The 23,302-nt window shown below is 39.0% G+C and carries 27 protein-coding genes; 12 read left to right on the top strand and 15 right to left on the bottom strand.

Features of this window, described 5'->3' with window-relative positions:
- Positions 1 to 100 precede the first annotated feature (100 nt).
- The 6 genes from MTT29_RS00250 to MTT29_RS00225 all read left to right on the top strand — a co-directional run bounded on the left by MTT29_RS00250 (position 101) and on the right by MTT29_RS00225 (position 5,114).
- Positions 101 to 985, top strand: coding sequence for a helix-turn-helix domain-containing protein (locus tag MTT29_RS00250; protein WP_429799406.1), 885 nt, complete (start codon positions 101 to 103; stop codon positions 983 to 985).
- A gap of 55 nt (positions 986 to 1,040) precedes the next feature.
- The gene (gene hemW, locus MTT29_RS00245) at positions 1,041 to 2,087 is read left to right on the top strand and encodes a radical SAM family heme chaperone HemW (protein ID WP_429799405.1); all 1,047 of its coding nucleotides are present in this window, start codon (positions 1,041 to 1,043) and stop codon (positions 2,085 to 2,087) included.
- A 67-nt stretch (positions 2,088 to 2,154) separates the two neighbouring features.
- Entirely contained in the window at positions 2,155 to 2,553 is a 399-nt protein-coding gene (tatB, locus tag MTT29_RS00240) for a Sec-independent protein translocase protein TatB (RefSeq protein WP_012140063.1), read from the top strand.
- A complete protein-coding gene (tatC, locus tag MTT29_RS00235) occupies positions 2,553 to 3,308 on the top strand; it encodes a twin-arginine translocase subunit TatC (protein ID WP_429799404.1) in 756 nt (251 codons plus the stop codon). The genes tatB and tatC overlap by 1 nt, the downstream gene beginning before the upstream one ends.
- A complete protein-coding gene (gene queA, locus MTT29_RS00230; protein WP_429800436.1) occupies positions 3,301 to 4,323 on the top strand; it encodes a tRNA preQ1(34) S-adenosylmethionine ribosyltransferase-isomerase QueA in 1,023 nt (340 codons plus the stop codon). Before tatC ends, queA begins: the two co-directional genes overlap by 8 nt.
- Positions 4,320 to 5,114, top strand: coding sequence for a hypothetical protein (locus MTT29_RS00225; protein WP_429799403.1), 795 nt, complete (start codon positions 4,320 to 4,322; stop codon positions 5,112 to 5,114). The genes queA and MTT29_RS00225 overlap by 4 nt, the downstream gene beginning before the upstream one ends.
- Here the strand turns inward: MTT29_RS00225 and ruvX are convergent.
- The 4 genes from ruvX to ilvC are packed head-to-tail and all read right to left on the bottom strand — an operon-like array spanning position 5,109 to position 8,730.
- Positions 5,109 to 5,492, bottom strand: coding sequence for a Holliday junction resolvase RuvX (gene ruvX / locus MTT29_RS00220; RefSeq protein WP_149715804.1), 384 nt, complete (start codon positions 5,490 to 5,492; stop codon positions 5,109 to 5,111). The genes MTT29_RS00225 and ruvX overlap by 6 nt on opposite strands.
- Positions 5,489 to 6,259, bottom strand: a complete 771-nt coding sequence (dprA, locus tag MTT29_RS00215) for a DNA-processing protein DprA (RefSeq protein ID WP_429799402.1) — start codon at positions 6,257 to 6,259, stop codon at positions 5,489 to 5,491. Before dprA ends, ruvX begins: the two co-directional genes overlap by 4 nt.
- On the bottom strand, positions 6,256 to 7,704 hold the full coding sequence (locus MTT29_RS00210; RefSeq protein ID WP_429799401.1) for a divergent polysaccharide deacetylase family protein: 1,449 nt from the start codon (positions 7,702 to 7,704) through the stop codon (positions 6,256 to 6,258). The genes dprA and MTT29_RS00210 overlap by 4 nt, the downstream gene beginning before the upstream one ends.
- 3 nt (positions 7,705 to 7,707) lie before the next feature.
- Positions 7,708 to 8,730, bottom strand: coding sequence for a ketol-acid reductoisomerase (ilvC, locus tag MTT29_RS00205; RefSeq protein WP_103559128.1), 1,023 nt, complete (start codon positions 8,728 to 8,730; stop codon positions 7,708 to 7,710).
- Between the two features lie 147 nt (positions 8,731 to 8,877).
- Here ilvC and MTT29_RS00200 point away from each other — a divergent pair, with 147 nt between their 5' ends.
- The 6 genes from MTT29_RS00200 to rpsR all read left to right on the top strand — a co-directional run bounded on the left by MTT29_RS00200 (position 8,878) and on the right by rpsR (position 13,918).
- Positions 8,878 to 9,696: an HDOD domain-containing protein gene (locus MTT29_RS00200; RefSeq protein WP_103567760.1), complete on the top strand. Its 819-nt coding sequence runs from the start codon at positions 8,878 to 8,880 to the stop codon at positions 9,694 to 9,696.
- Positions 9,693 to 11,612, top strand: a complete 1,920-nt coding sequence (locus tag MTT29_RS00195; protein WP_429799400.1) for an RNB domain-containing ribonuclease — start codon at positions 9,693 to 9,695, stop codon at positions 11,610 to 11,612. Before MTT29_RS00200 ends, MTT29_RS00195 begins: the two co-directional genes overlap by 4 nt.
- The gene (holA, locus tag MTT29_RS00190; RefSeq protein ID WP_429799399.1) at positions 11,605 to 12,603 is read left to right on the top strand and encodes a DNA polymerase III subunit delta; all 999 of its coding nucleotides are present in this window, start codon (positions 11,605 to 11,607) and stop codon (positions 12,601 to 12,603) included. The genes MTT29_RS00195 and holA overlap by 8 nt, the downstream gene beginning before the upstream one ends.
- Before the next feature lie 77 nt (positions 12,604 to 12,680).
- On the top strand, positions 12,681 to 13,100 hold the full coding sequence (gene rpsF, locus MTT29_RS00185) for a 30S ribosomal protein S6 (RefSeq protein WP_072594569.1): 420 nt from the start codon (positions 12,681 to 12,683) through the stop codon (positions 13,098 to 13,100).
- Positions 13,101 to 13,113: 13 nt separating this feature from the next.
- A complete protein-coding gene (locus MTT29_RS00180; RefSeq protein WP_429799398.1) occupies positions 13,114 to 13,641 on the top strand; it encodes a single-stranded DNA-binding protein in 528 nt (175 codons plus the stop codon).
- A gap of 16 nt (positions 13,642 to 13,657) precedes the next feature.
- A complete protein-coding gene (gene rpsR, locus MTT29_RS00175; RefSeq protein ID WP_087582546.1) occupies positions 13,658 to 13,918 on the top strand; it encodes a 30S ribosomal protein S18 in 261 nt (86 codons plus the stop codon).
- Positions 13,919 to 14,143: 225 nt separating this feature from the next.
- Here the strand turns inward: rpsR and mrdA are convergent, their stop codons facing one another.
- From mrdA to MTT29_RS00120, 11 genes are all read right to left on the bottom strand, one after another.
- Complete coding sequence (gene mrdA, locus MTT29_RS00170) at positions 14,144 to 15,967, bottom strand: penicillin-binding protein 2 (RefSeq protein WP_429799397.1); 1,824 nt, start codon at positions 15,965 to 15,967, stop codon at positions 14,144 to 14,146.
- Positions 15,964 to 16,455: a hypothetical protein gene (locus MTT29_RS00165; protein ID WP_429799396.1), complete on the bottom strand. Its 492-nt coding sequence runs from the start codon at positions 16,453 to 16,455 to the stop codon at positions 15,964 to 15,966. Before MTT29_RS00165 ends, mrdA begins: the two co-directional genes overlap by 4 nt.
- A 1-nt stretch (position 16,456) precedes the next feature.
- A complete protein-coding gene (yihA, locus tag MTT29_RS00160) occupies positions 16,457 to 17,071 on the bottom strand; it encodes a ribosome biogenesis GTP-binding protein YihA/YsxC (protein WP_012140077.1) in 615 nt (204 codons plus the stop codon).
- Positions 17,068 to 17,544 carry a lipopolysaccharide transport periplasmic protein LptA gene (gene lptA / locus MTT29_RS00155; protein ID WP_103568007.1) on the bottom strand — a complete coding sequence of 159 codons (477 nt, stop codon included), beginning with the start codon at positions 17,542 to 17,544 and terminating at the stop codon, positions 17,068 to 17,070. The genes yihA and lptA overlap by 4 nt, the downstream gene beginning before the upstream one ends.
- A complete protein-coding gene (gene lptC / locus MTT29_RS00150; protein ID WP_021086384.1) occupies positions 17,517 to 18,044 on the bottom strand; it encodes an LPS export ABC transporter periplasmic protein LptC in 528 nt (175 codons plus the stop codon). Before lptC ends, lptA begins: the two co-directional genes overlap by 28 nt.
- The gene (locus MTT29_RS00145) at positions 18,035 to 18,523 is read right to left on the bottom strand and encodes a KdsC family phosphatase (protein WP_004317467.1); all 489 of its coding nucleotides are present in this window, start codon (positions 18,521 to 18,523) and stop codon (positions 18,035 to 18,037) included. Before MTT29_RS00145 ends, lptC begins: the two co-directional genes overlap by 10 nt.
- Complete coding sequence (gene hisB, locus MTT29_RS00140) at positions 18,520 to 19,095, bottom strand: imidazoleglycerol-phosphate dehydratase HisB (protein ID WP_035142991.1); 576 nt, start codon at positions 19,093 to 19,095, stop codon at positions 18,520 to 18,522. Before hisB ends, MTT29_RS00145 begins: the two co-directional genes overlap by 4 nt.
- A 15-nt stretch (positions 19,096 to 19,110) precedes the next feature.
- Positions 19,111 to 19,971: a septal ring lytic transglycosylase RlpA family protein gene (locus MTT29_RS00135; protein ID WP_103568611.1), complete on the bottom strand. Its 861-nt coding sequence runs from the start codon at positions 19,969 to 19,971 to the stop codon at positions 19,111 to 19,113.
- Entirely contained in the window at positions 19,958 to 21,169 is a 1,212-nt protein-coding gene (locus tag MTT29_RS00130; protein WP_429799395.1) for a transglycosylase SLT domain-containing protein, read from the bottom strand. The genes MTT29_RS00135 and MTT29_RS00130 overlap by 14 nt, the downstream gene beginning before the upstream one ends.
- Before the next feature lie 65 nt (positions 21,170 to 21,234).
- Positions 21,235 to 22,020 (bottom strand): TatD family hydrolase, encoded by a 786-nt coding sequence (locus MTT29_RS00125; protein ID WP_429799394.1) that lies wholly within the window; start codon positions 22,018 to 22,020, stop codon positions 21,235 to 21,237.
- Positions 22,017 to 23,273 (bottom strand): GGDEF domain-containing response regulator, encoded by a 1,257-nt coding sequence (locus MTT29_RS00120; protein WP_429799393.1) that lies wholly within the window; start codon positions 23,271 to 23,273, stop codon positions 22,017 to 22,019. The genes MTT29_RS00125 and MTT29_RS00120 overlap by 4 nt, the downstream gene beginning before the upstream one ends.
- Positions 23,274 to 23,302 lie beyond the last annotated feature (29 nt).

Raw genomic sequence — 23,302 nt, 5'->3', positions numbered from 1 at the left:
TCCTTATTAAAATTTAAATCACATTTTACTAAAATAAAATAATCGTTATCAATATCAAACATAACGCTAGAGGGATTAAATTTAACACTCAAGGGATAAAATGATAAATTTAGATAAAAGATATGGCATAAGCAAAATCTCACAAAACAACAAGCGGATAAATGTAGAATTTTTTAAACAAAATAATGGCATCAGCTACCTAAAAAGCGAGATTTTATGCAACGAAATCATCAAAAGAGAGAGCCAGGGAGGTAAAAAATATCTATTTTTAATGTTTAACGAAGCAAAAGATAACCTTTGCTTCAAGCTTGATAAAAAAGAGTATCTTTTAAGCAGGGATGAGTTTTGCATAGGGCTAGTAAATGATAGCTTAAAAGGCGTTTTTGAATATCAAAATAAATTTTATAAAACTAAAACCTTGCTTTTTGAAGAGCACTACGCAAATAAGCTTGAAATTTTTAGTGAGCTTAGGCTTGAAGAGAAATTTGATCTTATAAAATACAAAAAAGATAAGGCTCAAATTTGCGTTTTAAACGAGCTTGAGACGACAAATTTATATGATGGTATGATGAGAGAGATCTTTATAGAGTCAAAAATTTTAGAGCTTATCTACAAGAGCAAAGCTTTAAAAGATGAGAAAATTTATTTTAGCAATGACGAAGAAAAAGTGCTTTTAAAGGCTAAGAAAATCTTACTTACTCGCATGCAAAATCCCCCAAGCATCAAAGAGCTAGCCCATCTTTGCGGCACTAATGACTTTTGGCTTAAGAAAAATTTTAAACTCTTTTTCAAAGATACGATCTATCAGCTTTTAGCAAAAGAGCGACTAAAGCTGGCATTTGCCCTTTTAAAGCAAAATGATATCAGCATAAAAGAGGCTGCCAACATCGTTGGCTACACAAATGCAGCGCATTTTGCAAAAATTTTTAAAGGCACTTTTGGCTTTTTACCAAGCGAGCTAATAAGGCAAAAAAGCTACTTTTAAACTACGCTAAATGCCAAATTTCTTATAATCGCCAAAATTTAAAAAAGAGAGAAATTTGCAAGTTTATATCCACGTGCCATTTTGCGAGAGTAAGTGTCCATACTGCGCCTTTGGCTCAAGCGATGACGAGTTTAAGAAGGTTAGCGCCTATTTTAAAGCGCTTTGCCTTGATCTAAATTTCCAGCTAAAAAGCCAAAATGTAAAAAAAATTTCAACCATATTTTTTGGCGGCGGCACACCAAGCGCGGTAAATGCTAAGTTTTATGATGAAATTTTTAGCATTTTAGCTCCACTTTGCACGCCTAAAACCGAGATCACATTTGAGGCAAATCCAAATTCAGCAAATTTAGCTTGGCTAAAGCATGTAAAAAATTTAGGCGCAAACCGCATAAGCTTTGGCGCGCAAAGCTTTTTTGAAGATAAGCTTAAATTTCTAGGGCGCATCCACAGCAAGGAGCAAATTTTTAAAGCGGTTGAAAATGCCCATGCAGCTGGCTTTAAGAGCATAAATTTAGACCTCATCTATGATACTAAATTTGATACCAAAAAGCGCCTTTTGGCTGAGGTTGAAAGCTTAAAAAGTCTTGCTATCACGCATCTAAGCGCCTACTCGCTCACACTTGAAGAAAACACCCTATTTGCTGGCAAAAAAAGCTATAAAAAAGATAGCGACACTTTGGCTAAATTTATAATAGAGCAGACCGAGAGGGCTGGCTTTGGGCAGTATGAAATTTCAAATTTCGGCCAAATTTGCAAGCACAATCTTGGCTACTGGCAAGGCAAAAACTACCTTGGTGTGGGGGCTTTTAGCGTGGGCTTTAAGGACGCCACCAGATACTACGCCAAAAGTAGCATAGATGCCTACATCACGCAGCCAACGCATAGAGAAAGAGAAATTTTAAGCCAAAGCGAACTAGTAAGAGAGCACATATTTTTAGGGCTTAGAAGCATCGTAGGCGTGGAGACTGGGCGCTTAAATGAAGCTCAGAAAAAAAGAGCAAATTTACTTGTAGAAAATGAAAAACTGCTCTTTAAAAATGGCAAATTTTACAACCCAAATTTCTTACTAAGCGACGAGATCGCACTCTTTATCGAGGGCTAAATTTATAAAAATTTGAGCAAAGTCAAGATAAAATACAAAGCTTAAATAAAATTTAACAGAGGCAAAAATGTTTGGAATGAGTTTTTCTGAGATCTTGGTCATCGCCGTGATCGCCGTGCTAGTTTTGGGCCCTGACAAGCTGCCAAGCGCTATGGTGCAGATCGCCAAATTTCTAAAGATGTTTAAAAAAGGCATAAATGACGCAAAATCAACATTTGATCAAGAGATGAAGATAGCAGAGCTAAAAGAGGACGCTCAAAAGTACAAAGAGAGCATAACTCAAAGCGCGCAAAGTGTGCGTAAAAAGCTCACTTTTGAAGAGCTTGACGAGATCAAGAAAAGCGCAAGCGACGTCACTGAGAGCATACAAAACGTCGTAAGCGACACGAAAAAAACGGTAGAAAATATACAAAATCCAACAAATTTAGTTAAAGATGCGATCTTAAACGATAAAAAAGAGGCGTGATGTTTGAAGAGCTAAGACCCCATTTGATCGAACTTAGAAAGAGGCTTTTTATAAGCATAGTAAGCGTTTTTGTCTGTTTTGGCATCTGCTTTACATTTTGGAATCCACTGCTTGCATGGATGAGCGAGCCGCTAAAGCAGGTCTTGCCAGCTGGTTCAAACATCATCTTTACACAGATCCAAGAGCCATTTTTCACTGCGATGAAGGTCGCCTTTTTTGCTGGCTTGGTGCTTGCTTTGCCCATCATTTTTTGGCAGTTTTGGCTATTTGTCGCACCTGGACTTTATGATAATGAAAAAAAATATGTGATCCCATTTGTGGTCTCTGCTTCATTTATGTTTGCGTGCGGGGCGGCGTTTTGCTACTACGTGGTCATACCGCTTGGCTTTACATTTTTGGTAAATTTTGGCGGCCAGCTCTTTACGGCACTACCAAGCATCGGCGAATACGTGGGCTTTTTTACAAAGCTACTGATTGGCTTTGGAATTTCATTTGAGCTGCCTGTCATTACATTTTTCTTAGCAAAGATAGGCCTAGTCGATGACAAGATGTTAAAAGACTACTTCAGATACGCAGTAGTCGTCATCTTTATCTTTGCAGCCATAGTGACACCGCCAGATGTTATAAGTCAAATTTTAATGGCACTACCACTCATCGGACTTTATGGAATTTCTATCATCGTAGCCAAAAGAGCTGGCAAAAGCGACGACGATGAACAAGATAGCGACACAAACAGCGACGCAGGCGATGAGTGACATAAACGATATCTCAAGCTATGATTATTTTTTGCCTAATGAGCTCATCGCAAAAGAGCCAGTTTTGCCCAAAGAAGAGGCAAGACTGCTAGTTTATCTTAAAAAAACAAAAGAGATAAAACACTATAAATTTAAAGATCTATCCAGCCTCATCCCAGAGGATGCGGCGGTCATTTTTAACAATACAAAGGTAGTTAAAGCCCGCATTTTAGGACACAAACAAAGCGGCGGTGCCTGCGAAGTGATGCTAAATCAACCGCTTAATGATAATAAATTTAGCGTCTATATAAGGGGCAGAGTAAGTGTCGGTAGCGTTTTAAATTTTGCTGATAGCATAAAGGTAAATGTGCTTGAGCTAAACGATGATGGCTCAAGGGTGGTAAATTTCTCTAAAAATGGCGTTATTTTAGATACGGCGCGGCTTTTTAGCGAGCTTGAAAAGATCGGCCACGTCCCACTTCCGCCATATATAAAAAGAGCTGATACAAAGGACGATGAGAGCTGGTATCAAAGCATATTTGCTAAAAATAGCGGCGCAGTCGCGGCTCCGACAGCTAGTCTGCACTTTAGCGAGCAGATACTAGAGCAGATAAAATCAAAGCACGAGGTCGCCTACATCACGCTTCACGTGGGCGCTGGGACATTTAAAGGCGTGGAGTGCCAAAACATAAATGACCACAAAATGCACTCTGAATTTTACGAGATCAGCGAGCAGGCGCGCGAGATCATAAGCTCAGATAGACCCATACTTGGCGTTGGCACGACTGTGACTAGATGCGTTGAAGAGTTTGCTAGAAGCAAGCAGCCAAGCGGCTTTTGCAAGCTATTTTTAAATCTAAACAATAAACCTATCAGACAAAACTACCTTTTAACAAATTTTCACTTACCAAAATCAACGCTGATAATGCTAGTTACTAGCTTCATAGGGCTTGATGAGACGATGAGGATTTACGAAACGGCGGTTAGTGAAAAGTATAGATTTTACTCTTATGGCGATGGGATGCTTGTGATATGAAAAATGTCGATTTTGTCGCGCAAATGGAGCTTTTTTTAGAGGCACTTTTTAAGGACGCGGCGGCTGGAAAGAATGCCATCGTCTTTAACTACAACCCAAACTACCCACGCTATCTAAGCTTTGAAGCACACAAGCTAATAGGCGTGATCAAAAATTTAAGCAAATTTTACCTAAATAGCGTTAGCAACTCAAAATTGCTCATATCCTTTACTCTAGTAAGCTATAGCCTAAGTTTGGTGCATTTTGACATACATATAAGATGTACTTCATGCCCGCAAAAGCCAAATGAGAGGCTAGTAAAAGAAGCTGGCGAGCTATTAAAAGAGCTAAATGCCAAGATGAGCAAAGCAGAGGATGGCTTTAATATAAGCATAAGCGTGCCACTACCAAAAAGCGGGACATTTAAAAGGCAAAGCGTCGAGATAGCAAGCCTTATAGGCAAAAATGCGATAATAGCTTGCGATGATGAAAATTTATTTTTAACGCTAAGTCATGAGCTAAGCTTTACTGGGCTGAAACTCAGCAAGCAAAAGAGCTTTGAGAGTTTAAATTTACACATAAAAGATGCCATTTTTAAGCCAGACATCATCTTCGTGCAAAAGGAGTATCTAAGCGATAAAGCAAGGTTTGATGAGATGCTAACTTATCAAAAGCTTAAGAATTTCTACATCGTCATCATCAGCAAGGATGAAGCCAAAAGCATCAAAAGCGAGAAGATGACTACGCTTAGACAGCCATTTACTAGCGATAGTTTGCACGAGACTTTGGGGATAGTGGCTAGGAATTTATAAAATTTTTAGGTATCTCTTTAAGATAATGGCGGCTGAGACGCTATCAAGCCTGCCATCTCGCTTTGTGTTTGTGTAAATTTCACTTGCCTCGCTGCTGCTAAAGGCCTCATCTTGATAGACGATATTAGCCTGCACGTCAAGAAGCGAAACAAAATGCTCTATGCGCCTTCTCATCTCGTCTTCGCTACTACCACCGATTGGCACGCCTACCACTAACGTGTTTGGAGCGTATTCATTTACTTTTTGGCTCACATCTCTTGCGGCTTGGTTTCTGTTTTTTCTGAGAACTGGCTCAAGGGGCGTCACGACCTCGCCAAAGCCAAAAGCAAGTCCTATGCGCTTTAGCCCAACATCGATCGCCATAAATTTCTCTCTCATAGCACGCTTTTCACTCTTAAATTTGATATCTCAACTAGCCCATCAAGCTCGTACTCGTAGATGATTTCGCCAAATTTAGCCAATGCCTCATCAAGGCTCACGCCGTTTTTGCAAAATTTCAAAATTTCATCATCGGCTTTTTCTTGCTCTTTTACCTCGCCAAAAAGCGAAGCAAATTTAACGTAATCATCGATAAGCTCGGCCTTTTTGCTAGCTAGCAAGGCATTTGTTCCATTGCTCTCATTTATGCGCTGCGGCAGGACAAAGAGAGGGATTTTAAGCTCATTTGCAAGCCTTGCACTTTGCATAGAGCCGCTTCTTAGATCAGCCTGAGCGACAACCAGAGCTTGTGCAAGCCCCACAACTATGCGGTTTCGCTCTAAAAACCTATAAGCGATCGGTGGCTCGCCATCGTCATACTCGCTTAGAGCCAAGCCTTTTTCATAAATTTCTTTTATCGACGCCCTATTTTGAGCTGGATAGATGATGTCAAGTCCATTTGCAAAAACACCGATAGTTCGTGGCATAGCAGCCTTGTGCGCCGTGATATCCACACCGATAGCCCCACCACTCACCACGCAGACATTTGCATTTTTTAGCGCTGCACAAAGCGCTGTGACACACTCTTTTGTATAGACACTTGCCTTTCTTGAGCCAACGACTGCTACTTTTGGCATGCTAAGAAGCGAAGTGTCGCCTATGAAATTTAGCTCTTTTGGGGGATTTTTTAGCCTATTTAGCACCTCAGGGATGATTTCAAGCTTCATAAAATATCTTTTAGATAAACAACTTCTACATCTTTTAAGATGTTGTTTTTGCTAGCTTTTATCACTGCGATCGTATTTTTCTTTGGATGTCCGATGGCGATCGCGTAGCCTCTTTTTTTGGCTAAATTTACAGCAGCTACAAGCTCACGTCTGACAGCTGCGGCAGATGGATCATCATCTAAAAATATATCTCTTGAAATGTAAGGCTGATTATACTTTTTCGCAGCCCTTGCCACCGCAGTTTGAGCGATAGTTTTGCTATCAACGAAGATAAAGCCCTGCTCTATCAGCGCTCTATAAGCCTTGTCCATAGCGTCATAATCACTCGTGAAACGCGATCCTGTATGATTGTTTGTATATTTTGCACGCGGGAAGTCTTTGCGTATCTTTTTTATCTTTTCATGCATACTCTCAAAGCTCTCATTTATCGTTAGAGTGCCTATCTCTGGGCTATCAAAGTGCTTTGCCTGCATCGGTAGATGTATCATATAAAACTCAAACGACCTAGCGATATTTGGTGTATCTGGGTGAGTTTTTGTCGCTGGGAAAATGGACGGCGTTATCTTTAGACCAAGCGACTTTATCATGCTAGCATGCTCAAATGTCGCCACATCATCGATTATTAGCACCAGCTTGGCACGCCCTTTTACGCTGCTATTTGGAGTAAATGGCACAACCGCAAAGTCATCTTTTTTCGCGCCCTCTTTTTGCGGTTTTTCGCTGTAAATTTGCTTCTTGTCTTTTTTGCTAGGCTCGACCTCGCTTTTTTTAGTAGGTTCTGGTTTTAAAATTTCACTATGCTTTAAATTTTCTTTTATGCTTAAATTTGCTTCAGCGCTTTTATTTTGCTCTGTTTTTGTATCTGCTTTTACTTCATTTTTGCCTGCGTAAAATGGCTCGATTATTTGCTCGACCTTTTGCTCAGGCTTTTCTTCACTCTTTGCTTCAGAGCTTGTATCTACGCTACTTTGCATATTTTTATATAAATTTGCAAGCAAATTTTTAGTATCGTTTTGCTCTTTTTTTGGCTCTTCTTTTTTAGCTTCTACTTTTACTTCAGGTTTTATCTCAGGAGTTATCTTTTTTTGCTCTTTTGGCTCAGTTTTTGGCTTTAGAGCAAGTTCGCTTTTGTGTTTAGGATCGGTAAAAATTTTACTTAAATTTTCATCTTCATCAAATTTTAGAGGGTATTTTCTCTTCTCATACTCTTGTTTTTTATCTTTGCTAGCAACTTTTTGCTCGGCTTTTTTTGAAATTTGCTTCTCGCTCTTTGGCTCATTTACTTTACTTATCTGCTCAACATCTTTGTTTTTGATGCTAAGAGCTGCGATGAGTGCCACTATCAAAATTGCAGCGATGACACCGATACCAAGGAAAATTTTATTATGAGAGCGACCTGCACTCTTTTTTACAGGACGCTTCTTAGTAGTCTTTTTTTCGCTCAAGGCTTAGTTTTTGCTTTGATCTATAAGTTTGCCGTTAGTTATCCAAGGCATCATTGCGCGAAGTTTTTTGCCAGTTTTATTTAGCAAGCTTCTCTCGGCTATACCGCGCTCAGCGTTCATTCTAACATACCCTGCTTTTCTCTCTAGGATGAAGTCTTTTGCAAATTTACCATTTTGAATTTCTCTTAAAACTTCTTTCATAGCTTTTCTGCTCTCTTCGCCAACTACTCTTACGCCGCTTACGTAGTCGCCGTATTCAGCTGTGTTTGAGATAGAGTAGCGCATATCAGCCATGCCACCTTGATACATTAGATCAACGATTAGTTTTAGCTCGTGTAAGCACTCAAAATACGCCATCTCAGGCTCATATCCAGCCTCTACAAGTGTATCAAAGCCAGCATTTACAAGCGCGCAAAGACCACCGCAAAGCACAGCTTGCTCACCAAATAAATCTGTTTCAGTTTCATCTTTAAATGTAGTTTCGATGATGCCAGTTCTACCACCACCTATACCGCAAGCATAGCTTAGAGCGATCTCTTTAGCCTTTCCACTTGCATTTTGCTCAACAGCGATAAGGTCAGGTATGCCGCCACCTCTTACAAATTCACTTCTAACTGTGTGTCCTGGGGCTTTTGGAGCGATCATGATGACGTCTATGTTTGCTGGAGCTTTGATCTGTCCAAAATGAACGTTAAAACCATGTCCAAATGCGATGGCAGCGTGATCTTTTAAATTTGGCTCGATCTCATTTTTATAAATTTCAGCTTGAAGCTCATCTGGTGTTAGGATCATAACTACATCAGCGCCTTTTGTAGCTTCGCTTACAGTTTTTACTTCAAAGCCCTTTGCCTCAGCTTTTGCCCAGCTTTTGCCGCCTTTTGCAAGACCGATTACGACGCTTACACCATTGTCTCTTAAATTTTCAGCGTGTGCGTGACCTTGTGAGCCAAAGCCGATGATTGCTACTTTTCTACTCTGAATAAGGCTTAAATCGCAGTCTTTATCATAATAAACATTTATAGCCATTGTTTCTCCTATTGTTAAAATTTGGCGAAATTATACATTTTAGCAACAAAAACGTTGCTGAAAAAGAGCAAAAAAGCATCTTTAAGTTTTATGCTGCAGCTTTTTGCTATAATGTGACAAAATTTTTAACCAAAAGAGTCACTTTACATGAATGAATCAATTTTTAAAAAAATCAAAGCGCTTCCGCCACTAGACGACACTGTCATACAGATCCAGCGCCTACATGCTGACGAAAATAGCTCGATAAATGACCTCACAAAAGTGGTCGAAAAAGACCCTATGCTAACAGCAAATATCTTGCGTTCAGCAAACTCACCACTTTACGGTTTTTCTCAAGAGATCACAACTATCGCAAGAGCCATTTCACTTTTTGGCATGGCTACTATCCGTGGTTTTGCGCTATCAAGTGCCATTAAAAAGACCTTTTCTATAAATTTAGAGCCGTATGACATTACCGCACAAGATTTTTTAAATATCTCAATCATGCAAAATGCTTTGATGTATCACTGGTACTCAAAGATAAAACCTAAAAATCTAGAAATTCTCTCTCCTGCTTCATTTATGCTTGAAGTTGGCAAGATCGTTTTAGCACATGAGCTCACAGAAAATAACCAAGTTGCTGAGTTTAAAACAAAGTTAAAACAAATTTCATCTACCTATGATCTTGCGCTTTTAGAGTCTGAAATTTTAGACATCACAAACGAAGAGGTTACAGCTCAAATTTTTGAACAGTGGAATTTAGAGATCGAGCTTGGAAATTCTATCCTCTACTCAAACACTCCTGAAGAGGCACCTGACCACATAAAAGAGTATGCAAGGGCTCTAAAGGTAGTAAAAACAGCGGTTAATATCTTTAACCAGCTTGACGATGTAAGCGTAAATAACGCAACACTTCTTATAAATGAATATGGCTTTGAGAGAGATACATTTTTAATGGCTGTTAGCAAAGTCAAAGATAATTTGTGAAAGAATTTTTAACATCACTTCTAGTTGGCATCAAAGAAAAAGAGATATCAAACGAAGACAAAGAGATCTTACGTAATCTCCTAAACCTTGGTGCCGTAAGCTTACATAAAGATAAATTTTACCTAAACAACGGCTATGTCTGTGGCAAGCTAGACATCAGCCAAAACGCAACTGGCTTTATCATGCCATTTGACAAGCGCTTCAAGCAAGATATCATCGTTGAAAATAAAAATTTAAACAACTCTCACCTCGGCGATATCGTGTTAGCAAAGCTTTTGCCGCTTAAGAAAAAACGCCAAAGCGCTAAAATAGTAATGAGCCTAAAGCTTGCAAATGAGACAAGTGTAGTCTATACCAAACGCTTTGGGGCGGCCATTTTAGGGGTAAATTTAAAAACTGGACTAAGCACAACCCTAAAAGCAACTCAAAAAAGTCTAAAGATGCTCCCACTTGGGACGCTATTAAAGATAAACAATCTAAACAACGAAATAGTCGAGGTTTTAGGAAATTTAGAAGATCCATTAAGCGACGAGAAAATTTCGCTTGCTATTTACAATAAAAACGATAAATTTAGCGAGGCTTGCGAGCTTGAAGCAAAGGCTTTTGGCGATGAAGTCGATGCTAGCATGTATCCAAACAGGGTTGATCTAAGAAATTTAGACTTTTGCACGATCGACCCAGTCGATGCCAAAGACTTTGACGATGCCATATATTTTGATGAGAAAAAGCGCGAAATTTACGTAGCAATCGCCGATGTAAGCGAGTATGTGACCGCTTATAGCGCCATTGATAGCGAGGCTAAAAAAAGAGGCTTTTCTATCTACTTTCCACACATTTCAGTGCCGATGTTGCCGCGCGCGCTAAGTGAAAATATCTGCTCGCTAAAGCCAGACGTTCCACGCCTTGCATTTTGTTTTAAAATTTCACTCGATGCAAACAACGAGGTAAAAAAAGAGGAGCTTTTTGAAGCGATCATCCTTTCAAAAAGGCGCTTTAACTACGACGAGATCGATGAAATTTTAGAAGGCAAAAGAGAGTGTGAAATTTCATGGATCAAGCCACTTTTTAAACTCACCACGAAGCTTCGCAAAAAAAGGCTTTTACACGCGTTTGACTTTAGAACAAAAGAGCTTAGAATGAGCCTTGATGAAGAGGGTCAAATTTCGCAAACTAGGTTTGAAAGCGACTCTGACTCACATAGACTTGTTGAAGACTGCATGCTTTTAGCAAACAAGGCCGCCGCGAAGCTCATCACAAAGGGCGTTTTTAGAAACCACACTTCGCCTGATTTTAAAAAGATAGATACCTTGCTTGAGGACTTGCAGCTTTTAGGGCTTGACTTTACCTACGAGAGCGACCTTGCAAATTTGATAAGAAAGATCCAAGCAAAGGCCGATGAACTAGGCAACCGCGAAGAGATAGACAAGCTCATTATCAAGTCACAAAAAAAGGCTGAATATTCAAGTGAAAATTTAGGCCACTTTGGGCTTGGATTTGACAGATATACACACTTTACAAGCCCTATTAGACGCTATTCTGACCTTATTTTACACAGACTTTTAAAGGCTAAAATTTCAAAAGATGAGAAGCTTTACAACTTCTTACTTTTAAACATCCAAAGCACATGCGCAACCTTAAGCGAGCTTGAAAGAGAGGCCGACAAGGTAGCCTACGACTTTATGGATAGGAAATTTGCACGCTGGGCAGCCGCAAATATCGGCAAAGAGGTGCGTTGCTACGTGAGCGAAAACCAAAATGTTTTGGTTGCTAAGCTTGATGATCATTTTGTTGGCGCTAGGATTTTCATAACTGGATACAGCGCAAATTTACTTCAAAAGCTTGTCGTAAAGATCACAGAGGCCGACATCGCGAGTGCTAAAATTTTTGCAAAAGTGGTAAGAAAGATCGATGTATAGAAAAGATTTGGAGCTAAATTTAGCAAATGCAAATTTAAGCAACTACTTCTTGCTTTTTGGGGCGGACGAGTTTCAGATCGAGCTTTTTGGTAAGGAAATTTTGAGCTTTTATGCAAGCGAAGATGCAAATTTATTAAGCCTTTATTTTGACGAGTATAACTACGCGCAAGCAAGCTCTCACCTAAGCGAGCAGTCGCTTTTTGGTGGCAAAAATATCCTCTATGTAAAAAGCGACAAAAAGATCCCGGCAAAAGAGCTAAAAGAGCTCATCTCGCTTTGCTCAAAGAGCCAGGACAACTGCTTTTTGTTTGAGCTTTATGAGGCCGATATGAAGTTAATTTTTGACACGCAAAAGGCTTTTGGAACAAATTTTGCGAGATTTTTCAAGCCCTCAACTCCAGATGAAGCGATAAATTTACTAGCCAAAAACTCAGCCAAAATAGGCCTAAACATAACCAAAAATGCACTTTATGAACTTTATTTTACTCATAATGAAAATTTATACCTTGCAGCAAGTGAGCTAACGAAGCTAAAGAGCCTAAACACCCATATCGAACAAGATGATGTAAAAAGGCTAGTTTTTGGACTTGGCGGGATAAATTTTGATGATTTTTTCAATAAATTTATGGCTCTAAAAGATATAAAAAACGACTTTTTTACCTACTTAGAAGATCCAAATTTTAATGAAATTTTACTTCTAAACTCACTTTACAAAGCATTTTTTAGGCTATTTAAAATTTACTCTTACATCAAGATAAACGGCCGCTTAAATTTAGATGAAGCGATCGGTTATCAGCCACCTGTAAATGTGGCAAATTTACTAAAAGCAAATAGCTTAAAGCTAAGTTTAAATGCCTATTTAGAGATATTTAAAACGCTAAATTTAGCCGAGCTAGAGCTAAAAACAAATACAAAAATGGATAAAGAAATTTTCGTCTTATCGACCATTTTAAATCTGCAACACCTAATATCAACAGCAAATATTAAGTAAATTTAAGCTAAAATCCACCCTTGCTTAATGCAAAATCCTTGCTCACAAAGTGAGCTAAATATCCATAAGGAGAAAAAATGAAACATTACGAGCTTTTATTTATTCTTAAGCCAACATTGACGGAAGAGGAAGTTAAAGCTAAGGTTGATTTCGTAAAAGAAGTCATAACAAAAAACGGCGGCGAGATCGCTACTGTCGTTGAGATGGGCACTAGAAAACTAGCTTATGCCATCAAAAAATATGAGCGTGGAACATATTTTGTTATCTACTACAAAGCTCCACCAGCACTTCTTGCAGAGCTTACAAGAAACGTAAGGATCACAGAAGATATCATAAGATTTTTAAGCGTTAAATATGAAAACAAACGCGAAATCGCGGCTTGGGAAAGACTTTGCAAAGGTATCAAGCAAACTATTAAAAAAGAACCTCGCGAGCCAAGAGCACCACGCGAGCCAAGAGTTGAAAAAGTAGACGAGCAAACATTTACAGAAGAATAATCAAGGATAAAAAATGTTCAATAAAGTAGTATTAGTTGGAAATTTAACCAGAGATATAGAGCTTAGATATACTACTAGCGGCGTTGCCATAGGAAATTCTAGTATAGCTGTGACACGCAAAATCACCTCAAATGGGGAAAGAAGAGATGAGACTTGCTTTATTGATATATCATTTTTTGGCAAGAGTGCAGAGATAGCAAACCAATATCTCAACAAGGGATCAAAGCTGCTTATCGAAGGAAGACTCAAATTTGACCAATGGACCGACAATAACGGACAAAATCGCTCAAAACACTCTATCGCCGTTGAAAGCATGGAAATGCTTGGCTCAAATAACCAAACGCAACAAGGCGGATACTCTATGAATAGCCAAAATAGCGGTGGCTACGGACAGCAAGGCGGATATCAAAATAACCAATATAACCGCCAACAAGAAGTTAGACCACAAGCTGCGCCGCAAAGAAAGCAAGAGAGTTATTCAGAAATTCCTGATATAGACGTTGATGCTGATAGTTTCAACAATGAAGAAATACCGTTTTAATTTTAAAGGATAAAAAATGGCAGAAAAAAGAAAATATTCACGCAAATATTGCAAATTTACAGAAGCAAAAATTGATTTTATAGACTACAAAGACACTTCGCTTTTGAAGTATTGCTTGTCAGAGAGATTTAAAATCATGCCAAGACGCCTAACTGGCACATCAAAAAGGTACCAAGAGATGGTAGAAAAAGCGATCAAGAGAGCTCGCCACGCAGCTATCATACCTTATATAGTTGATCGCAAAGACGTAGCTTCAAATCCTTTTGAAGGTCTATAATCCATAAATTTTAGCCCTATCTTGGGCTAAAATTTCAAAAACTATTTTTAATCACTTCATTATAAATTTAAATATTCATTTTAATTAATATCAAAATTAAGAATACATGTCATCCATAAGATAGCTAATCATTAATTATATTTTTTATCTTTCAAGAACCATTTCACGTTTTGCGAGCAAACAAATACGCACAGACATATTTAGTAATTTTTTTAGAGATAGAATTTATTGTTTTTTATCTTTCTCAGTCTGAACTTTATCTAGTTTTATATATCCCATTTCAACTAGCTTGTTATAAATTTGAGAGATTTTTGGTCCAGCAGCGCTACCACCATGACCGCCGTGTTCGACAACCATTGTGATGACGTATTGTGGATCCTCATAAGGCGCATAGGTTGTCATCCACGCGTGAGATCTTTGCAGATACGCCATATCCTCCTCTTTCATACGTTTCTTTTCGGTTTGTGAAATGCCAACGACCTGAGCCGTTCCAGTCTTTGCCGCAACCTTTACAAGGCTTCCTGTAAAGTGCCTATTTGCCGTACCTCTTGGGTGATTTGCCACTTCATACATCGCATGCCTAATGGCAGGTAGCTGCGACTTCTCAAACGGCGTAAAAGCATCATCTGTTGGCATAAAATCAACATCCTTGCCATCAATGCTCTTTAAAAAATGTGGCGTCACATTTAGCCCAGTTGCAAGGCCAGCTGTGTATTTAGCCACCTGCATAGGCGTGACTAGAAAATTTCCCTGTCCGATAGAGGTTATGAGCGTCTCACCTTGAAACCACGCCTTGCCATACTTCCTCATCTTCCACTCTCTACTTGGCAGTGTTCCCACAAATTCATTTGGCAAATCAACCTCCGTTTTCCTACCAAAGCCCATGCGCTCAAGTATCGGCACAATGGCGTCTATACCTATCTTTTGGCTACCCTTGTAAAAATAGTCATCACAGCTCTCTCTAATGGCTGTGTTCATATTGACGCTGCCGTGTCCATGCGAGTTCCAGCAGCGAAATTTACGCCCTCCAAGCTCATACGAGCCACTACAAAAAAAGCTATCATATTTGCTCATGCCATTATCCAAAAAGGCAAGCGCCATACCCATTTTTACGACAGATCCTGGCGGGTAAAGGCCGTTTATCAGCTTATTTGTAAATGGGTGATCGACGTTTTTTACAAGCTCCTCCCACTCAGCCTGAGAAATTCCAAGCACAAACGGATTTAGATCGTACTCCGGAAAGCTTCCAGCAGCGATGATAGCGCCATCTTTTAGGCTCATAACTATGACGCTTCCTGCATCTTTGCCAAAGACGTCAGCGACGAACTGCTGCAACTCAAGATCGACGGCAAGCTTTATGTTTTGGCTTTGTGGCGCTTGGTAGCTCACCTGCTCGATCTCCTCATTTAGTGCATTTACCTTGATCTTTTTAAAACCTTGAATCCCTTGCAAGATCGGGTTATAAAAGCGCTCTACGCCGCTTCTACCGATATAGTTTGTAAGCTTTGTTAAAGGGTCATTTTCCATATCTTTTTGGTTTGCTCTGCCGACGTAGCCGATGATATGAGAAGCTAGGTCATTGTATGGATAGTGGCGCTTTGAAGCTGGTCTTATCTCTAAATTTTCACGCAGAGAAAGGGGCGCAAAAAATGGCAAAAATTTATCATAATCAACAAATTCGACTACGTTTATGAAGTCTTGGTTGTAGGCTGAGTCGTTTTTTATATATTCATTTTTAAGCTTAGTGACATTTAGATCGCCAAATAGCGATCCGATATAAGCCAACTCATCGTCTAAAATTTTCGCCTTTTTATTAGCGCTAAGATGCGGCCTTACATAGATAGAAAAGCCAAGGCGATTGACCGCCATAGGCTTGTCGTGCGCATCAAAGATGATGCCCCTAACTGGCGGGATGTAGATAGTTTTTATCGCATTTTGCTCGGCGATCTCGTTGTAGTAGGTATTTGAATTGACACTTAAGTGGTAAATCCGCCCCAAAAGCATGATCCAAAAAAGAGCGATCACGCCAAAAACTATACGCATTCTCATAGCACTTTATCCCTAAAAAGCACGATAGCAAGCACACTTTCAAGCGCTATAAAAAATAGATACTCTGCGCTAAAAGTCAAATTTGGCTTGTTTAAGACGTAGGCAAAAAGATTATTTATAAGAAAAGTTAGCACATAGCCAGAGGCGACAAAGATGATGAGCAGGCAGTTTCGCCACTTCATCGTCGTATAGAGCCAGTCTAGCACAAAGTTGTAAAATAGCAAAAATGCAATGATCGTTGAAAAGAGATAAAAGCCGTGAATTTGCTCAGCAAAGACCAAGAAAATGAGCGAAAAATACCACGAAAGCTTAAACTCATCATACTGCTTTTGCTTTCTTGAATACTCCAAAATCATATATGTAAAAAAAATGCCAATAAGTGGCGGCAAGAAGCCAAACTGCGTAGTTGCGATCTCGTAAGAGAGCAAAAAAATGGCCCACAAAAAGCCTTTAAAAATTTTAATGTCCAAGCTGCTTATGGTTTGCATTTTACCTACCAAGAGCGTGGTTTATGATAGCTTCCCGTGCCTTGTCGATGCCACTTTTACTGAGTGTTGAGACCAAAATGCCGCTTGGGTCAAATTTCATTATCGCACTCTTTTGGCTTTGATTTAGCTTGTCGCTTTTTGTGTATAAATTTAAGATTTTTTGATCAGCTCTTAAAAAGCTTTTTAAGTAAGAATCCACGTTCACGTCAATGTCTAGGTCAAAGTGTCTAGCGTCGATTAGATGTATAAAAAGTCTGATGTCGCTTCTAAATTTCAAAAACTCATCTAAATTTTTACGCCACTCATCGTGTTTTGACTTTGCTACTTTTGCGTAGCCAAAACCTGGCAGATCGACCAAGATGAGTTTAAATTTCTCTTTTTCCTCTTGCTCATCTTTTTGTTCGCAAAACTCAGCCTCAAAAAAATTTATAAGCTGCGTTTTACCAGGAGTGGACGAGCTTTTGGCTAAATTTTTTTGATTTACAAGTGCGTTTATGAGGCTACTTTTACCCACATTTGACCTGCCCAAAAAGACCACCTCGCTTGTCACAAAGCTTGGAGCCTCTTTTATGCTTGGGCTTGAAGTGATAAATTTAGCGCCAAGAGCTCTTATCACTTACTTTTATCCTCGATCTGAAAGATAAATTTAACCGGCTTTTTCTCATCGCTATTTACGCTATATGTGCCATCTTTTTGATTGACTACGATCTTGTCGCCATAGACATTTTTGTCAGTCTCCACTTCATGCAAATAGCCGTTGCCAGTTACTGTGTATGTCTGCTTTGCAGGCTCATATGTAAGCGTGTCACCCTTGCCGTCATAGTGCTTATCTTTCATAAAAATTTTAGCTCTAGCGTTGCCTGTGGCTACATATTTTACTGGCTGGCGCTTTTTATCAAAATGCACAACGACTTTGTTTGCCTTTAGCTCATCGTATGAACCCTTTTTGATATTTACATTGCCTACAAATTCGCTGATCTGCTTGTTTTCATCTGCGAAAAAATCATTTGAAGTGATCTCAACCTGCTCTGCATTTAAAAATGTAAAGCCCAAAATCATCGCTAAAATCGCTGCTTTTCTTCTACCCATGCCCTTAACCCTTTTATCTGCGTTTGTTTTTTACCAAGATCGTAGCTTCCGCTATCACCCAGTGCTTTGTCGCCGTTTCTAGTGATGGTGAAATTTGCCTCTGATCTTACTATTTTTGTCTTTGTATTATATATAACTTCATCGCTTTTAAATTTCAAACTATCGTTGTTTTCATAGTTTGCATTTTTTTGAAAGATTATCTCATCGTTTTGCGAGATAGCCTTGTCTGAGCTTAGAAAATGTCTTAAATTTCCCCTTAAAATTCTCGCTTTAAAGTCTAAAAATTCATCCCTGTCGCTATATCTGTTTAGCTCGTCACTCTCATAAACTCCGCTTATCTTGGTCGAGTTTATCTCATAATCAACCACGTCATTTACCTGCATATTTGATATCTTTGTATCAACCTTTAGCACGTTTGCTAGATATGGGTCTTGAGCCGCTAAAAATATCATCACAGCACTAAAAATAGCCACGACGAAGTAGAAAATTTTTACAACCAACGCTTAGACCACTCGTCATATAAATTTTCTGATTTTATGATCATCTCGATCATCTCTCTAACAGCGCCATTGCCGCCTTTGTGCTTTAGCTTTGTCTTTACATCAAGCTCTTTAATGGCATCTTTTGGCTTAAAGCTCCATGCAACTGCGTCTAAAATTTTATAGTCGTTGTAGTCATCGCCGATAGCCGCTGCGTTTTTAAAGCTAAGCCCTTCAAATTTTAATATCTCGCTTGCTACTTCAAATTTATCGCCAACGCCTTGATAGACGTGGTTTATCTTTAGATCCTCAGCCCTTCGCTCAACGATAGCCGACTTTCTGCCAGTGATGATAGCCACTTTCTTGCCAAGCTTTAGCCAGCTCTCTATCGCGTAGCCATCTTTTACATCAAAAAATTTAAGCTCTTCGCCGTTTGCATTGTAGATGATCTTGCCATCAGTGAGGCACCCATCAACGTCTAAAAATATAATTTCTATCATAAAACGCCTTTTGTACTTGGAGTGCCGATCCTTGCATTTTTGGCAAGCGCTCTGCGGAGTGCTACGGCAAATGATTTAAACGTTGCTTCAATGATGTGGTGAGTGTTTTTGCCACGAATTTGATTTAGATGAAGAGTTATAGCTGAATTTATCGCAACTGCTCTAAAAAACTCCTCCACAAGCTCAGTGTCAAACTCGCCAACCTTAGCATTTTCATTAAAATTTTCATATACGAGGTAAGCTCTGTTACTAAGATCTAGTGCGCAAAAAACAGCCGCCTCATCCATAACGACGCTCGCCTCGCCAAATCTCTCAACACCACTTAATGGATATAAAGCCTCTTTTAAAAGCTGTCCCAAAACTATGCCTACATCCTCGACGCTGTGATGAAAATCCACATGCGTGTCGCCCTTGCATGAAATTTCAAGATCAAGCAAAGAGTGCTTGGTGAAAGCTTCAAGCATATGATCAAAAAAGCCTATGCCTGTGCTTATCTTTGCAACTCCAGAGCCGTAAATTTTAAGTTTCATCGAGATTTGCGTCTCTTTTGTGTTTCTAGTTAGTTCTAAAATTTCCTCTCTCACGCCCTAACCTCTTACTATAAATGCGCCTTGGAATTTACCGCTTCTCGCGTAATCCCTAGCCTCGTCCTCGCTTCTAAAGCCATTTAAAAATACCCTATAAATGGTTGAGCCATCTATCGTAAATGTCTTAACGACTGATCTATAACCATCTATGCTTTTATGCTCTCTTTGGTATCTGTTTGCGCCTTCAAGGTTCTTAAACGAGCCAATTTGTACCATAAAATCTCCACCCACAACGCGTTGCTCTGATGAGATCACGATGCCGCCAACTGGGGCCGTTGGAGAGACTGGATTTGGCACTTTTATGCCAGTGCTTGTTGGTTTTGTTGGTTGCACGCTAGCAGTTGTAACAGCGTTAATGTCTTCATTAAAGCCAATAACCTCCATGCTAACTGGAGCTGTGCCAGTGCCAATTACATCAAGCTTCATAGCGGCTGCTTTTGAAAGGTCAAGCACCCTGTCAGCCACAAAAGGTCCTCTGTCGTTTACGCGCACGATAACACTTTTTTGATTTCTTAAATTTGTTACTTTAAGTATTGTATTCATCGGCAAAGTCTTATGCGCCGCAGTCATATTATACATATTATAAACTTCGCCATTTGAGGTCGTTTTGCCGTGAAAATTTGGACCATACCAGCTTGCCGTTCCGCTAGCTTTGTCGCCGACACTTACGACGGTTGGATAGTAGGTTTTGCCGTTTATCGTGTATGGTCTCATTGTTGCTTTTTGAACTGAGGCGGAGTTGTTGCCTCTTACATTAGTTGGACCACTTGGAGTAAATGGAGCCCCACTCCAAGAACAGCCAGTGATTAGAAGTGTAAAACTTAGTCCTAAGTAGAAATTTAGGCTCTTACGGTATGACAATACTTGCTCCAACATTTAAATTTGAACTAGCTAAAGAATTTGCATCTTTTAGATCTTTTTCGCTTACATTAAATTTTTTAGATAAAGATGCGATCGTATCGCCTGTTTGAACTACATAGTTTTGCGACTTATTTTGAGTAGAAAAAGGGATTATCAGCTTTTGGTTGTAGCTTACAGCGTTTGTGCTAAGCTCGTTGTAGTCCTTGATCGCTCTGTGGCTAACGCCTGTTTTTTTAGAGATAGAGAGCAAGGTCTCGCCTTTTTTTACTGTGTATGCATAGAAGTTATTTTTACCATTAAATGGTTTGAAATTATCTGAGAAAAGTTGCTTTTTATTTTCAGGGATATAAACGTAATAATCTTTTAAAGTTGGAGGAGTAAATACAAATTTTAAATGTGGGTTATTGCTTTTCATCTTTTTTGTGCTAAGACCGATGCTGTCGCCTATCTGAGCTAAATTTGTACCGCCTGGCACTTTTACTTTCGTAAGTCTTAATCCGCCATTTATGTTTAGTAAAGATGACTCCTTAGATATCAAAAAGTCCGCATCTTTTGCAATATATGCCGCTCTTAAAATTTTAATGATGAAATTTCTAGTCTCAGCTGGGAGGTATTTTTTCTCAGCATCAAGAAGTGTTACAAGATCATCTGTGCCAGCTTTTTGTATAGCTTTTTTTAACGCACCATCGCCACAGTTATATGCCATTGCTGCCAAGTACCATTTGCCAAATTGATTTTTAAGTGATCTTAGATAGTTTGTAGCGGCTACAGTTGATTCGACTGGATCTTTTCTCTCATCTGTATATTGTCCTACTTTTAGGCCGTGAATTTTTGCTGTTTGCTCCATAAATTGCCACATACCAGTAGCTTTAGCGTTTGAGACGGTGTGATTTGAAAAGCCTGACTCTATCATCGCTAGATAGAAAAATGACTCGGGCACGCCTGATTTTTTGATCTGCTCTTTTATCATTGGTATATACATATAGCCATTTTTCAAGGCATCTGTAAATGTTCTGACCTGTGAGTTTTGTATGCCTTGTCTCATCTTTGCATAGTGAGAAGTTTTCATAAAGCTAGCATCGATGTCTAGCTCCTTTAAAATTTTAACCTGAGTGTCATAAGAGCTCTTCTCAGGAGCGTTTGCTAGTAGCAAGGTGCTACATGCAAATAATAAAAATATCTTAAGCATTGCTTTCATTTCTATCCTTTTTCGTGTCAAAGCTTAATGATGCTAGCATCTTAAGCAAGCACAATGCCCAAAATTTAGGCAAAGCACTTAAATAACCTTTTGGCATTATTTGAAGTCGTTTTGCAAACTACTTCAAATTCAAGGTTTAAAATTTCAGCTATCTTTTTAGCAACAAATGTCGTAAACGCCGGCTCATTTCTCTTGCCACGATTTGGTTCTGGCGTGAGATATGGAGCGTCAGTCTCTATCAATACCCTATCAAAAGGAATTTTTGGCAGAATTTCAACTAAATTCTTAGCGTTTTTAAATGTCAAAACACCACCTATGCCAAAGTAAAAATTCCCAAATTTACAAAGCTCCAAAAGAAGTGGCGAAGCATTATAACAATGCAAAACCGCTCCAGCTTCAAGCTTTGGCGCATACTCTTTTAAAATGTTAAAAGAGTCCTCATTAGCCTCTCTGATGTGGAGAATAACGGGTTTTTTTAACTCAACAGCCAAATCAAGTTGAGCTAAAAAAACACGTTTTTGATCTTGCTTTTCTCTTATCTTTTCTTCTTCATCTTTTGGCAAGCGGTAGTAGTCAAGCCCACATTCACCGATAGCCACGCACTTTTTATCTTTGGCAAATTCTCTTAAAGTTTCAATATCAAAATTCTCTTTATCATATGGATGAACCCCAACGGCAAAGAAAATATCATTTTTTTCGTGCGCTATTTTAGCCGCTTTTGGTAAATCATTAATATCAGCTCCAGGGATAATAAAGCCTTTTAGCCCTAAATTTCTAGCTTCAAATAAAATTTGCTCTAGGTCAAAATCATAAACTTTACTATCCAAATGGCAATGCGTATCTATAATCATAAAGCTATTTCTACCCTATTTCTACCATTTTCTTTAGCAACATAAAGCGCTGAGTCGCAAGCTTCGAGCATATCATCTATCTCGCAGTGACCTTTTCCAAAAGATATGCCGATAGAAACAGTGACTCTTACGATTTTATCTTTTATCACTACCTCATTTTCAGCCACTTTTGCTCTTAAATTTACAAAAAATTTAATCGCCTCTTCTCTTACTATCTTTTTAAGAACGACGCAAAACTCCTCGCCGCCAAACCTAGCGACCACATCGCTTCCTTTTGTGTTGTCAGTTAGTATTTTTGCGAGTGACTTTAGTATCTTATCGCCACCATCATGCCCGTATGTATCGTTTATCTTTTTAAAGTGATCTATATCGAGCATAGCAAACGCATAAGGCTCATCAAGCTCTTCAGCTGTTTGAACATACTCTTCTATATCTTGGTAGAAATATCTTCTATTATAAGCGCCAGTTAAAAAGTCGCGGTTAGCAAAATTTGCTATCTTATTTATATTCTCCATCGCCTCGATAGTGTTATTTATACGACAAATAAGCTCTTCTTTAGAAAATGGTTTTGCTATAAAGTCACTAGCTCCATTTTTTAAAAATATCGCAGCATCTGTTTTTTCGCTAGGCGAGGTCATCACGATCACGCCAAGGTGGTTTTTATCTTTCTCTTTTCTCACCTCTTTTAAGACTTCTAAACCATCTTTGACAGGCATTCTATAGTCAGTTATGATTAAATTTATATCAGGATTATCAGCAAAATAGCTCATCGCCTCTTCGCCGTGGGCTGCTGCTAGGACCTTAAACTGAAGGCTAGTTAAGATTTTTTTTATCATATTTCTAAAAGGCAGCGAGTCCTCAACAACAAGGACTTTGTATTGTCTATTTTTACTTAGTCTATTTATCATTTGAAAGATGTAGTTGATATCATCCATGTTGCCTTTATAGACGTAATCAACTATATCTTTGTTTATAAAAAATTCTTTCGTCTTATCATCAATGCTGCCAGTTAAAACGATAGCACAGAGCCCTTGTGCAAGGACGTAATCAACGATCTCACCATTTGGTGCGTCGGGCAAATTTAGATCCAAGATAGTCATAAAATAATCTTTGCCGTGCTCGCTAATAAGCATCTTGGCTTCGGCAAAATCATACGCAACGTCGATCGCCATATCCTCAATACTCTTTTCCATCTGCATGACGATTAGCTTAGCAAGTGCCTTATTATCATCAACTACTAGAATTCTTTCCATATTATTCCTGTGATTTTTTATTAAACTAG

Origin of the sequence: Campylobacter concisus (assembly GCF_050447485.1) — a bacterium.
Taxonomy (GTDB): Bacteria; Campylobacterota; Campylobacteria; order Campylobacterales; family Campylobacteraceae; genus Campylobacter_A; species Campylobacter_A concisus_BQ.
Note: the sequence above shows the minus strand (reverse complement) of the source record. Positions and strands in the feature narration are given on the sequence as shown.